Source organism: Catenulispora pinistramenti, from assembly GCF_018274385.1.
Lineage (GTDB): Bacteria > Actinomycetota > Actinomycetes > Streptomycetales > Catenulisporaceae > Catenulispora > Catenulispora pinistramenti.
Genome location: NZ_JAAFYZ010000003.1, coordinates 68,135 through 81,347, shown reverse-complemented (window position 1 = coordinate 81,347; position 13,213 = coordinate 68,135). Strand labels below are relative to the sequence as shown.

Here is a 13,213-nt window from a genome sequence, read left to right as displayed (position 1 = left end):
AGCTCGGTCCCCAGATACACAGATTTTCCAGAATCGGGATCCGTGATCCTAAAGATGGAGAGGGTATGCGACCGCTTAGGCAAGTCAGTAAATATAAAGTACTGAGTCACGCCCACTCTCCTCCCCTCAAGAGGATATCAGAGTCCTGTATCGATGCTACCCCCACACGCTTCTCGTCTGCGCCCAATACAGGCGAAGGGCCAAGCAATCTTGTAACCGACGACACTGAGCAACAACCTAGCTGGCCTTCCGAGTCAGAGCCTGCACGAGTGTCCGCGTCGAGGGGTCGACCACAAGCTCGACTGCCTCGAACCGGGTCTCCAACAGGTTGAAAGTCCGCCGCACCGCATCGTGCCGGCCCAGGCGGGCCTGGCCACGCATGATCCGGCGATAAAGATCCTCGTTGAAGAGGTCGTGTTCAAGCAGCTGGTTGAGGATGGCGAGTCCGCGGTCGGGGTCAGTTCTGCCGACGATGCGGGCGAGGTCGCCGGCGGCATCGCGGTAGCGGCGTAGCCGGTCTTCGCGGTGTTCCAGGAGCCAGTCACCGCGGATGCTCTCGTCCAGCGGGCCGCGGTACAGCGCGCATGCTGCTTCGAGATGCGCGGCCTTCTGCGCGTCGTCGGCGGTGCGGGAAGCTCGGGTGATGAGCTGCTCGAAGCAGGTGAGGTCGGTGAGGATGAGGGCTCTGTTGAGGGAGATGAAGCCGGAGGCCCGGTCCGACGTGATGAAGTCGCCGTCGTGGCCGGCGGCGTCCGCCAGAGCCTTCTTGGTCTGGTACAGCCGGGTGTCGAAGCGCGTCCGGCGCTTCTTTTCGACGTTCTTGCCGTCGGCGTCGTCGTCCGTCCACAGCGCTTCGATGATCTCGGTTCTCCGGACCGGGCGCTCCCGGAGCGCTAGGTAGAGGAGAAGCGTCCGGTGGCTGGGGTTGAAACAGCCGGTGACGTCACGGCCGTCCATCTCCGCGGTGAAGGGACCGATGACGTTCAGCAGGAGAACGCCTTCTTCAGGCTGAGCTCGGGCCACGACCGGGGGCGCGGCTGGCGCCGTCGTAGCCGGCGCGGCGTCACCGTCCTCCAGCAGCTCCACGGTCGTCGGTTCGCCGTCTTCTGCCGTATCGGTGAACGGCTCGACGGCGGGCGACACCACCGCGGCTGCGTCCATCGCCGCGAGGATCTGCTCCATCTCGTCCATCGCGAGACCGAACGCTGAAGAACCATGCAGCCGCTCGGCATCGGGACCGGTCGCGGTCAGGGCGCGGCTGGAGTCGATCGTGGCGGTGGTGCCCGCGGCCCAGGGGCCCAGCAGCACCAGATGGGTATCGACCCTGGCCCCGGCCTTCGCGACCGCCTCCAGCCGGTGGCGTTCGGCGGCTTCGAGGTGGACCAGGAGGATGCGCGGGTGGAAGGGGTCGACGTTGTCGTATCGGCGGACGTCGCCGGCAGTCGCCTGCCCGTACTCGGCAACCTCTGCCGACCGGGCAGACTGCTCGCGCCGAGCATCGTCTAGCAGCTCGGCCAAGGCGTCGAACACCCTCAACCGCGCAGAATCGGGCGGCGGGACGCCGGGACCGAGTAGCTGCGACAGCGCCTGCGCCGTGGTGTGGACTTCGACGGCCTGGTCGATGGCCCTCGGCCCGCCGGCGGCCAGCGCACACGCCAGGAGAGATCGTGCGGCATCGGCGGCACCGTCGCCAGCCAGGCCGAGGCCGGCTGTCGTGACGTCGGCCAGGGAAACCGGCGTGTCTTCGCGCACCGCCACATGAACGTCCTCGGGGGCGTCGGTGGCGTCCAACACGGATCGTAGGCAAGGCGCGAAATGCGGCACGCCGCCAGGCTCGCCGGGCTCAGGCTTCAGCGACCACGCCGCTTCTTGCCCGCCGGAATCGGGCTGTGGCTCGACGCTGGGCGGCTCGTCGTCGACAAGCGGGTCGTCTCCGAAGTCCTCATCGTCCTGGAACAGGCCCTTACCCGGGGCACACAACGTCGCGTGGTGCGCACGCAGCAGCTCGGCTTGCACAGGCGCAACCAGCGGCGCGAGCGAGTCAGGATCCGCGGGAACGTCGACGGGCTGGATGCGTGTTCTGGCACGCGCACGAAGGCGCGCCAAGGCGAGCGCGGCGGCGACACCGGACGCGAGGCTGACGGGGACCACGCCACCGCCAGGCAGATGGACGGCCGCACGATCGCGTGGCGCGACTCGCTGTCTGGGAATCGAGGGCGCCGCTCGCATCGAGGCCGACGCCGAGGCTGGCGTCGGCGTCGGGGTAGGCGTGGGCGTGGGAACGCTGCCGGATGCTGAAGGCGGAACCACAACCGGTACGGCCGTCGGCACGGCGCCGGCGCTACCGGGCCCCGTCGCGGACTCCACGGACCCGGCTCCCCGTGAGGTGGGAGCCACGACGTTGTCCGGAAGCCGCAATCGCCAGCCCGGAAGAATCATCTGCGGATCGGACAACGCACCACCGTCAGGTTGGGTCCGGCCGGCGTTCAAACGGTAGATGTCGTGCCAGCGCTCCGGGTCACCGAGGTGCAGCTTCGCGATGTCCCACAGCGTGTCGCCGGATCGAACGACGTGGACATCCTCCTCGCTCGCAAGCCGGGCCCCGGGAACAGCCGGCGCGACAGAGGCGGTCCTGGCCGAGGGACTGAGGACATAGCCGGTTGCCTTCGCCGCGGCGGCAGCGCCGTCCGCCGCGCGTGGCGCGAGCAGCGCGATGGTGAACGCGGCGATCAAGCCGCTGGCGAACGCGGCCCCCGGGCCGGTGGCGACGTGCCGCCGCAGCGGTTCGCGTCGCCGCAGAACCCGGACGATGTCGACGATCGTGCCCGGGATCTGTACCAGCAGCTGCGCGACGAACACAGCCCAGCACGCCCACAGCAGATAGACGGCGAGCTCGATGAAGACGTGGACGTCGAACCGGGCGGGCAGGGCGTTCACGGCCTCGTGGACACCCGGGACGTGCTTCGGAATGGGATTTCCGACGTAGGTCAGCAGTGCCCACGGGACGCCGCAGGACAGCCCGATGGTGAGCCCCAGGGCGAGAACCGCCTTGGTGAGCCGAGCAATCAGGTTCACGGGAGCCTCCCAGGCTCAGGAGACACGGTGGCGCTGGCGGTCATGGCGAAAGTGCCGATCCCGACCGCCCAAAGGAACTGGGTGTGCACAGTCCGGGTGACGGTCACCGTCACCTCCGGTTCGGCATCGCCACCGATGCCGCTCCCGCGCCCCGGGTCCCCTACCTGGTTGATGCTGATCACCGCGTGGTCGCCGGTGGCGGCCATGTAGGCAGCTGCGCCGCTTCTCGCCGCCGCATCGTCGAGCACGATCATGTGATCATGATGCAGTGCGTCGATGTCGATGGCCTGCGAAGCGGTACGCGCGGCGGACATGGCCTCGTCAAGGGCGTCGGCGCGAGCGGCGAGTGCTCCCCCGCCGTCGGTCACCAGGCCGATCACCATTATCAGCACCCCGACGAGCAGCGTGACGAACACGGTCATCGCGAGCCTCCGGCCGCTGCCTGGCGGTATCGATCGATAGGGGACGCCGACGACTTGGTGATGCCGGTGTCGAGCGGGAGGAACCCCATACCGACCAGGTCGCCGAGTTCGGCACGGCACGTCACCGTGACTCTGACCACGCCACCGGGGCGGAACGCCGAGGTGTCCACGCCGACCCGTGGGTGGGGGCAGGACACACCGGCGGCACTGAGCGAACGGGCGGCCTCAGCGCCGGCCGCCGCGGCCGCTGCGGCCGGACTTCGCGCCAACGAGGCCGCGCGGGCGGCGGCCCCGGCCGCGGTGTCGACGTCGAGCCGCGCGGATTCCAGGCGGCCCGCCGCGACAGCCACGAGCAGAACCAGGATGAGAATCGGCGTGACGATGACGGTTTCCAGCACAGCGAAGCCATCATCAGCCCCGCCAAGACGCCGACGCCGCGGCAGGACCGGGACCTCAGCCACGGCGCCCGCCTTCGTCGAAGGCTTCTACCGGCCCGCTCGAAACGACATCGACCGTACCCGGCCAGAACGGCACGAAGTGCGGGGCGTCCGCGTGCAGGGCCACGGTGACCTCGCCCGATGCCCGCGTGACGCGCACGCGGGCATCGCTCAGAGAACCGTCGCCGACGACCGTCAGCACGTGCTCGGCCTGGGCCTGCCCGAATCCGGCTGTTCCGTGCTCGGTACGGGCCACCGCCACGGCCCGATCGACGGCCACCTTCGCGACTTGCCGCGCGTGGTAGTACGCCCCGGCCTGGATGATCAGCAGCAGGACGAAAACCACCAGCGGCATGCAGATCGTCATCTGGACCGAGCTGAAGCCCCGGTCGTTACCGGCTCCGGCGAGGACTCGTTTCAGAAATGCAGGGAGTGCGCTTTCGTGAGAACCAACTGGTAGATGATCGCACCGACGGTCAGGGCCATGGTCGAGACTACGAAAGTCCAAAGCACTGCTTCCACCGTGATCGCCCCTCTGTCCTCGCGCAACCGCTTGGCGACGGTCGACAGCCGGCCGAGGGCATACTTCAACATGCGTTCCATGAGCAGTACCTCTTTCTGATGGCGCTGAGCTGCGAGGCAGCCCGGTTTTCAACATGGTGTGGATAACCCCGCCCCTCAGATCTGCTTCGACGCCGCCGCCAACGCGGCGTACGTCAGGAAGCAGACGAATGACATCCCCAGAAGGCCGCCGGGCATCGCCAGGCGCTCACTGGCTGCTTCGACAGCCTCGGTCTGCGCGGCAAACTCCTTCTCCCGCATCGAGCGGGCCTTCGCGGTGATCGATGATTTGACCTTCGCGCCCTCGGCGCCGGCCAAGGTGCAGGCGGCAGCCAGCTCGCTCAGCTCCCGGATGCCCAGCCGTTTGCCGAGCTCGTCGAGGTGCGGCCAGGCCGGCTCGCGGGCCGCACGCGCGTCGGTGATCGCGTCGTGGATCGCCCGGAAGACCGGGCCGTGGCCATCGGCGGCAGCGATCAGCGCCTGCTCGATTCCGGCACCGCCGGCGAGAGTCGTGGCGGCCTGGTCCAGGAACGTGCGGACCGCCATCCGCCCGGCCGCCCGGAATTCCTCGACCTCGGAACCCAGCGCGAGGTCGGGAACGAAGAACAGCACGCCGGCCAAGACGCCGGCGGCCAGAAGGAGAACGGTCATCGGAAGCTCTACGCCGACGATGCTGAGGGCGGTGAACGAGGCCATGGGCAACATCACGCCAAGCGCCGCGCACCCGGCCTTCTGGGTCAGGAACGGCAGCACTTCCCTGTCCAGCAGCACGAGGTTGGCCCGCGTTCCCGCACCGGGCAGCCCTGAACGCGAGAGAACAGCCGCCACCCGGCCACCGAGTCGCGACGTGAACGACGCCTCCGGGGCGTCCGCACCGACTCGGCTCGGCACAGCAGACGTGGGGACGCGGGCCATCTGCTCAGCAAGGCTCAGCCGCGGCGGCACCAAGCCGACGAGCAGAAGCCACAAGCCGACACCGCCGGCAGCCGCAGCGATCACCAACAAGAGCATCTAAGCCTCCACCCGCCCGTTCGGATCGAGAAGTCGCGGTACCGGTTTGGGGCGCAGGATGATCTGGGCCCAGCACAACGCACCCGCGAACATGCCGACCACGACGGCCATCACGGCCTGCCCGCCGACGGTGTCGTAGGGCCGCAGAAACTGCGGGTAGAAGACGCACAGCCCCACCGCCATCACCGTGAAGATCACAGTGATGGCCCGCTGTGACGTCCGGTGTTTCGCGCGCTCCGCGTGCACCCGCACGGCGAGACTCACCTGCGCTCGCGCGGCGGCAGCCAGCTCGCCCAGTAGCTCGGCCAGATTCTTCGCCTGGTGCTTCTGGGCGTGGATCAGGGACACGATCACCTGGTCGGCGATCGGGTCGCCGAGCTGGGCGGCCAGAGCCCGCATCGTGTCGGGGAAGGGCCGCCGGGCGCGAAGGTCGGAGCCCAGGGCGGCCAGCGGTTCGGCAATCGCCTCAGGGGCCACGGTCGTCGAAGCGAGGACCGCTTGCTCCAAGCCGGCCGCCGACGACAGCACGTCCCGAAGCATCTCGGCCCACACCGCGATCGCCTCCACGCGGGCGGTCCGTTCGGTCTCGCCCACGTCGTGACCCAACACCACCGGCGAGAACCACACCGCCAACCCCGCGGCGGCAGCGGCCACCGGCCACCCTGAAAGCATGCCGATGGCCAGACCCACGGCGATCGAGACCGACAACTTGCGGCGCTGCGCGAATACCGGCCGCGGATCCAACCGCGCGACCCAGGCCGCCACCGCCTGGCTCTGCGAGGGCGGACGGAACGCGAGGATCAGCAGAGCCGCGCCGGCGACCAGCGTGAGAAGACCGCCGACCACCGTAAGGAAGAGCGTCACGTTGTCCATCAGGTCACCACGCCCTCGAACCGGACGCCATCAGAACGTCTGGATCGAGCCCCGCTGCCTCCAGCTTCCTGGCCCGCTTCTCTGAGATCGCACCAGTCGCACGAGCCCGATGGTCATCGTCGGGGGCGAACACCTCGTTGGTGACCAGCTGGTCGCCGTCAGCGCCGTTGACCTCACGAACCGAGGAGACCACGCGGGTGACGCCGTCAGCTGCGTAGTCGAGCTGCACGATCAAGTCCACCGCGGACGCGATGTACAGATTCACCTCCGCCACCCCGGGCCTGGACGGCGCCTCGGCGGCATAGGTCGCGAGCTTCACGAACACCTCGCGCGAATCGGAGGCGTGGATCGTCGCCATCGATCCGTCCGAGCCCTGGGACATCGCCTTGAACATCTGGACGACCTCTTCGCCCCGGACCTCCCCGACGATCACGCGGTCGGGAGCCTGCCGCAGCGCGGCCCGGGTCAGCACGGCCAAGCTGATCTCGCCCTCGCCCTCGATGTTGCCGGGGCGGGACTGGAAGGACCGCACCTCGGGATGCGCTTCCTCGTCGGCATCAAGGTTCAGTTCGCGGTTGTCCTCGATCGTGATCAGCGATTCGGCAGGGCTGATCTGTGACGCCAGCGCACGCAGGAGCGTGGTCTTGCCGGTCCCGGGCCCGCCGGCGATCAGGATGTTCAGGCGGGCCTTCACCGCCGCGGACAAGAAGCCGGCCAGTCCTTCGTCGAAGACTCCGAGGCCGAGCATCGTGGCCATCGTCGCTTTGGGGTGGCGGTGGATCCGGACGCTGAGCGTCGGCCGCCGGGACACCCACGCGACGCCGTTGATCCGTGAGCCGTCCGACAACTGGGCATCGACGATCGGCGAGCCGCGATCGAACCGCCGCTCATCCTCCCCGGACCGTACGGCGATCATCCGGATCAGGTCGATCAGCTCGTCATCGCTGGCGGCGACAGGCCATTCCCCGCGGACCCGACGGTTGCCGGTCAACCGCAGGAACACCTTGTCGTGCCCCACGATGTTGATGTTCTCGACGTCGGGCAGATCCAGATAGGGCTGGAGACCGCCGAGCCCGAACAGGTGGTCGCGGGCACGACGGGCCAAGTCCGCCTCGGCCTGCGCAGTGGGCATCGGCCGGCCGGCGGACAACTCGGCGTGAGCGATCGCTTCGAGCTCTTCAGCGAGGATCGCTTCAACGATCTCGTCCCGCCGATCGGCGTCGACCATCCGGCCGGTGGCCGACTCCTCGGCTCGGATCTGAACGGTCATTCTGGTCGTGACCGTCTTCACCAGGGTGTCTGCATTCGGGAAGTCAGACCCGTGCGGCAACGCCTGTACCGGGATGAACGGGACCGACACGACATCGATACTCACCGAAGTGCCTCCGACAAGTCAGGGGACACCAACGGGTCAGAGCCGGGTTGCTTCGTCAGAGCGGCCAGCCCTTCGGCCACCCGCACCACGACCGATCCGAAGGCCTTGCGCGAGCGTCGACTGACGAGTCGGGCAAACGTCGAGGCGCCCGGATCGATCAGTGGCAACACTCCCGCCGACGGCAGGTCCACAAGGCGCTCGGCATCTCGGTCTCGAAGGTCACCGATGTAAAGCACTCGGGTGTTCGAGTTCGTCAGACGCAGGTCCGCAGCTGCCTCAGCAACCCGGGCCACCTGCTCGGGCACGGCCCGGGAGACGACGAGCAGCGACGCCAGCCCTGCGAGCAAGTCCGCGGTTCCGGTATCACGGGGGTCGATCTCGCCCAGGTCCAACAGCACCGTCTCGGGTGAGTCGCGCAGAAGTCTTAGCAGCGGCATCAGCGCGGCGACGGCCTGCCGCGCCGGCTCACGCTCGGCTGGCGCGGTCACGGTCAGCACCATTGACCCGCCGACTGGCCGGGCATGGCCGGGCAGCATGGACGGCTCCGGGTCCAACCGGGCCGCGGCCGCCAACGACCGCAGTCCCGGGTCGGCCGCAAACCCGTACCGCCACGCGATATCGCCCCCGCGCGCGTCCAGCTCAATGACGGTCGGCGGGGCCAGATGCGCCGGCCAGCATCCGGCCAGCGCCAGGGTTGTCGTTGTGACACCGGGCGAGGACTTCAACGAGCACAGGCCGATCAGCATGGCTCAGCCTCCAACCGGCAGAAGGACCAGAGACAGCGACTCTGGTGTAGCTGAACTGACCGCCTTCGCCGAGTCCTGGTCCGCGAGGACACTCACCACGACGTCACCTGCATCGGAAGGTGCGGATACATCCGTCACCACCGCCGAATTCGCCACCACCTGCGCCGGTGTACCGGCTGCCGAAGCTGGAGCCACCACTTCGACGTGTGCGCCGACGACCAGATGCGGCGACAACGCCCCCGCCTTCAGCTGGGCGGTAGCTACGCCATAGCCGGCAGGAGGATACGCCGCAGTCCCGACCAACTGCTGGGTCAGGACTTCACCCGCGACCAAAGGCACGGCCGCCGGCTGACCGACGACCCGATCCTCGTCATCGGCGAGCATCACCTGCGCCAGGGTCCCGGGAGCAATGTCCACGACCTTCACATCGTCAGCAGTAATCACCTGGCCGACCTGCACAGGAGCAGCAACCACCAGCACCGGCACCCGGCCGCCGACTTTGACGAACGCGATAGCGCCGATCACGACGGCGCCGACGACCAGCATCGACCCCGCTACCGCATAGGGCACGCGCCGTCGATGGCTGGAGGAGACGGCACGGACTGCGTCCTTCGGCGATCTGGCCGAAGGTACGCGCACCGAAGCACGCGAAGGCGTTCTGAGACGCGACACGACAACACGACCTCTGTACGAGAGAAGACAGGTGATGGGAGAAGCGGAGCGACGATGTTCAGGGCTGGACGCGGGTGACCAGCGCCTGGATCTCTGAGACCCGCAGTCGCAGAGAGGAGGAGGTGGTGGTGAGATCCGGTTCGGTGCCGGTTAGGCCCGTCGTGGTGGCCCAGGCCACCTTCCAGTGCGTCGTCACCGACACCGGGAAGTAGCCGCCGGGCGCCGAAGACGACGGAGCGGAATACGTGTACCCGCAGTCCGGGGACCGCTCCGGCGGCTTCGCCTCGCGTGCTGCGGGGTAGGGAGTCCCCGCACCGCTGCACGTCACGGATCCGCCGTCGCCCATGGACCAGGCGGAGAGCGCTGGCGTCGCCGTCATCGTCAACGAGACCCCGCCCGCCGACACCGAAACTGACTTCGCCGTCCACTCCGACGCCGGAGTCCACGCCCAAAGCGGGACGCCGACGAACTCCGCAGACGCAGCGTCCGGTGACAAAGTCGCCTGCGGTGCGGGGAGCTTCATTGCCTTGGATGCCTGGTCCACCAGGGCAGGGATATCCGGGACGGGCGCCGCTGGCGCTGCCGGTGACACCGGCGTGAACGAGAGCGGTGTCCCAGGCTGCCCCGCACCTTTCGGACACACCTGCTCCTGGACAGACATCTGTGCCGGACCGCCATCAGCCTGGACGGCCGGCGATGTCGGGTACGTGAAGTCCGGCTTGTAGTAGCAGGTTGGCGGCGGAGGCGGCGACGACGGAGGCCCACTGACGGGTGGTGAGGCCACAGGCTGCTTGTTCTGCGTCACGACCAACTGCGCTGAACACGTCGGAGCCGAGGTCTGCTGACACTTCGTGTCCGTGGAGACGGTCTTCGAAACGGGAGGGAGGATGTCGTCCGCAGCCGCGACGGTACCGCCGCCGAGCACGTACGCCAACGTGGCACACGCCGTGCCGAAACGAGTCAGCACGATCCCACCTTGCCGGCGGCCAGCGTTGAGACCTTCCACTGGCCGCTCTTCATGACCAGCCCGGCGTCGACAAGGTGCCGGCCACCGGGAGTCGAGTCCTTTAACGCGCCGGTCGCGGCCACGTACACCAGCGCGTGCGACAGATCGACACAGTCGACGACTTCGGCAGTGGCGTTCCCGCCGGTGCCCGACACGCGCTGGACCACCGGGTTCAGCACCGGCGCGCCTTTACCGATCCAGCCGTTGTGCCCGTCTACCGCGAGCGCGTTCTCAAGATCCATGAGCGCTGCGCCGGTAGCGTGATTCACCGAAACCGGATTCCGCCAGTCCGCCGTCAGCAGATCCTTTTGGTAGTCAGCCCACATACCTGAATATGCAGCCAACACCGCTGATGCCACGGAGATCTGAGGAGTCGCGGACGCGGTGGAGGAGGTGGCGGACTTCGACTCTGAGGACGTCGATTCAGCTGAGCAACCACAAACCAGTACCCCGACAACCCCCACGTGCGCGACCAGCATCTTGGTGGCTAAATGCATCTCTGACCCCTTATTCGTCAACCCACAGAGGGCTATTTCATCCCATCCATGGCACGAGTCCGGGTTAGACACTCAGAATATTGCGAAGCCTCAGAAAAAGATTGATGCCGGAATCACTACCTAACAGAATGAGGCTCGAGAATGCCCACCGCTCAGGCGTGACGTCCCCGTTATCAGCCCTGGTCATGTCGGTCGCGCTGAGTACGCTGACTGTTGTCGACTGGTGCATCAGGAGTCTGACTTGATGGGGGGCAAGACATGACGCGCGTCCGGCTGAATGTGCAGGATGATCACGTGGCCAAGCTCGCACGCATGGATGAGCCGATTGGCGCGGTCGAGGAGCTGATCTGGAACGGCCTCGACGCGGACGCGCACCACGTGGCTGTCGAGGCGGAGCTCAACGACCTCGGCGGGATCGAGGTCGTCCGTGTGGTTGACGACGGTCACGGAATGGGTAACGAGGAGTGCCTGACCTGGTTCCAAGGGCTGGGCGGCTCGTGGAAGGCGAAGCAGCGGGTCAGTCGAAGCGGCCGGTTCCTGCACGGGAAGGCCGGTCACGGCCGTCTGCGGGCATTCGCTCTGGGCCGGCACATCAGCTGGGCGACAGTGGGCGAAGGCGTGGAAGGCCCGGCTACTACCCGGATCGAGTCCTCACGGGACGCGATCTGTGATTTCGAGATCAGCCAGCCGGCGCCGGTCTCCGCCGGGCTGCCCCTGGGGACCACGTTCGAGGCAACCGGCGGCGGAACCAGTCTGTCGAAGCTCACCGAACCGCGGGCCTTCCACCATCTCACCGCAAAACTGGCGCTGTACCTGGAAATGTATACCGATGTAGAGGTCTCCTTCCTCGACGAAGTCCTCAACCCTTCGACGATCCAAGCCGGATCGTACGAGTTCGACGTAACGGTCGAAGGAGCGGATGTTCCCGCCCGGCTGCGCATCATCGAGTGGAATAAGAAGATCAACAGACGCGAACTCCACCTCTGCGACGACCGCGGCATCCCGCAAGCTACCGTGCCGGTGCGGGTCCAGGCCCGGGGCTACGACTTCACCGCGTACCTCACGTGGCCGGCTTTCGGCGACGACCCCAACGACCTGCTCCTTATCGAGACCAACATCGAATCGGTCGAGGCCCGACTCGTTGAGGCCGCCCGGGATCGGATCAGGGAGCACTTTCGCGACCGGGCGGCCGAGCGCCAGACCGAACTCGTCGAGGGGTGGAAGGTGCTGGAGGTGTATCCCTATTCGGGACCTCCGGCGAATTCGATCGAGGAGCGCGAGCGCGAGATGTTCGACGCCGTCGCGTCCACGGTCGCCGAAAAGCTCCCGAAGGCTCGCAGCCCCAAGAAGGTCGCGCTTGGTCTGCTGCGGCACGCCCTGGCCGCGGATCCGGAGTTTCTGCGGCCGGCCATCAGCGAGCTCTTCGCCCTCGGCGACGCCGAACGCAGCGACCTGATACGGCTCCTCAACCGCACCCGGCTCTCCAGCATCATCCGTGCCTCCACGACGATTACCAACCGGCTGGACTTCATCGCCGCCCTGGAACAGATGGTCCTTGATCCTGAGGCCAGGCGCACCGTGCTCGAACGCTCCGAGCTACACGAGCTCCTTGAGGGCGAGCCATGGGTGTTCGGTGAGGAGTACGCGCTCCACGCCAGCGATCGGAGCCTGACCGAAGTCCTCAAACGGCACCTGGCACTCCTCGGACGACCACCCGCCACGCAACAACCGGTACGCGACGCGGACGGCCGAGTGACACGCATCGATCTCATGCTGTCCCGAGCCGGCTACCTCCTCAACCGACGCCATCACCTGATCGTCGAGCTCAAACGCCCATCGGTGGAGGCTGGCATAACGGAGTGGAACCAAGTGACCGGGTACGCGGACGCCGTCACCTCCGATGACCGTTTCGCATCCTCAGACGTGACGTGGGACTTCTGGCTCGTCGCCACGAAGATCGACCGCCGACTGCACAACCAGGTACATCAGGACCACCTCCCTCCCGGATGCGGCTGGAGCCAAGGCGGCGTCAGGATCTGGGCCCGCACCTGGGGCGAGGTTATCGAGGAGTGCCAACGGCGCCTTCGCTTCTACCAGAAGGCCTTGGAATACGAGTCGAGCGAGATGCACGCTCTGGACTACCTGCTCCAGTCCCCCGCGGACGGCGTCCCCGATATCCTCCGTTCCCGAGCCAACCAGGTCCCGGCCCAGCGCACATCGGATGCTGACGCAGCCCTGCCGCAGGCGCCCACCGCGAACGACGACTGATCCACAACAACAGCTCGGCCTCCACCGGCGCCCGGGCGCTAGAAAACCCGGGTCGGCCAATCTCCAATGTGCCATTTCACAGACGAAAACCGCGACCCGATCTACGCCGAGCCAGCACGACGATATCCAAGCCTCGCCGGCTACGAGCACGGGAACCGCAGACGTGCGAGAGGTCCCGCTACTGACGCTAAAGCAATTGGCAACTGGGCAGAACACAGTCCGTAGAGAACTTTTTAGTTACCCCCCTGAGACCCAAGGCATTAGCCCTAC

13 protein-coding genes are annotated in these 13,213 nt (G+C 67.2%); 1 reads left to right on the top strand and 12 read right to left on the bottom strand.

Annotated elements, in window-relative coordinates; all coding sequences use genetic code 11:
- Window positions 1–237 precede the first annotated feature (237 nt).
- The 12 genes from KGQ19_RS01290 to KGQ19_RS01235 all read right to left on the bottom strand — a co-directional run bounded on the left by KGQ19_RS01290 (window position 238) and on the right by KGQ19_RS01235 (window position 10,504).
- Window positions 238–2,859, bottom strand: a complete 2,622-nt coding sequence (locus KGQ19_RS01290) for an AfsR/SARP family transcriptional regulator (protein ID WP_212007158.1) — start codon at window positions 2,857–2,859, stop codon at window positions 238–240.
- Between the two features lie 212 nt (window positions 2,860–3,071).
- Window positions 3,072–3,497, bottom strand: a complete 426-nt coding sequence (locus KGQ19_RS01285) for a hypothetical protein (protein ID WP_212007157.1) — start codon at window positions 3,495–3,497, stop codon at window positions 3,072–3,074.
- Window positions 3,494–3,958, bottom strand: a complete 465-nt coding sequence (locus KGQ19_RS01280) for a TadE/TadG family type IV pilus assembly protein (RefSeq protein WP_212007156.1) — start codon at window positions 3,956–3,958, stop codon at window positions 3,494–3,496. The genes KGQ19_RS01285 and KGQ19_RS01280 overlap by 4 nt, the downstream gene beginning before the upstream one ends.
- A complete protein-coding gene (locus KGQ19_RS01275; RefSeq protein WP_268907662.1) occupies window positions 3,951–4,355 on the bottom strand; it encodes a TadE family protein in 405 nt (134 codons plus the stop codon). Before KGQ19_RS01275 ends, KGQ19_RS01280 begins: the two co-directional genes overlap by 8 nt.
- Window positions 4,352–4,537, bottom strand: a complete 186-nt coding sequence (locus KGQ19_RS01270; RefSeq protein ID WP_212007154.1) for a hypothetical protein — start codon at window positions 4,535–4,537, stop codon at window positions 4,352–4,354. The genes KGQ19_RS01275 and KGQ19_RS01270 overlap by 4 nt, the downstream gene beginning before the upstream one ends.
- Window positions 4,538–4,612: 75 nt before the next feature.
- Complete coding sequence (locus KGQ19_RS01265; protein WP_212007153.1) at window positions 4,613–5,506, bottom strand: type II secretion system F family protein; 894 nt, start codon at window positions 5,504–5,506, stop codon at window positions 4,613–4,615.
- Window positions 5,507–6,379: a type II secretion system F family protein gene (locus KGQ19_RS01260; RefSeq protein ID WP_212007152.1), complete on the bottom strand. Its 873-nt coding sequence runs from the start codon at window positions 6,377–6,379 to the stop codon at window positions 5,507–5,509.
- A 4-nt stretch (window positions 6,380–6,383) separates the two neighbouring features.
- Entirely contained in the window at window positions 6,384–7,754 is a 1,371-nt protein-coding gene (locus tag KGQ19_RS01255) for a TadA family conjugal transfer-associated ATPase (RefSeq protein WP_212007151.1), read from the bottom strand.
- Window positions 7,751–8,500 carry a hypothetical protein gene (locus KGQ19_RS01250; RefSeq protein ID WP_212007150.1) on the bottom strand — a complete coding sequence of 250 codons (750 nt, stop codon included), beginning with the start codon at window positions 8,498–8,500 and terminating at the stop codon, window positions 7,751–7,753. Before KGQ19_RS01250 ends, KGQ19_RS01255 begins: the two co-directional genes overlap by 4 nt.
- Window positions 8,501–8,503: 3 nt before the next feature.
- Entirely contained in the window at window positions 8,504–9,046 is a 543-nt protein-coding gene (locus tag KGQ19_RS01245; RefSeq protein ID WP_212007149.1) for an SAF domain-containing protein, read from the bottom strand.
- Window positions 9,047–9,230: 184 nt separating this feature from the next.
- On the bottom strand, window positions 9,231–9,551 hold the full coding sequence (locus tag KGQ19_RS01240; RefSeq protein WP_212007148.1) for a hypothetical protein: 321 nt from the start codon (window positions 9,549–9,551) through the stop codon (window positions 9,231–9,233).
- A gap of 581 nt (window positions 9,552–10,132) precedes the next feature.
- Window positions 10,133–10,504 (bottom strand): hypothetical protein, encoded by a 372-nt coding sequence (locus KGQ19_RS01235; protein ID WP_212007147.1) that lies wholly within the window; start codon window positions 10,502–10,504, stop codon window positions 10,133–10,135.
- A 465-nt stretch (window positions 10,505–10,969) separates the two neighbouring features.
- On the opposite strand from KGQ19_RS01235, the gene KGQ19_RS01230 reads away from it, so the two are divergent.
- Window positions 10,970–12,943, top strand: coding sequence for an ATP-binding protein (locus tag KGQ19_RS01230; RefSeq protein WP_212007146.1), 1,974 nt, complete (start codon window positions 10,970–10,972; stop codon window positions 12,941–12,943).
- Window positions 12,944–13,213: the final 270 nt, after the last annotated feature.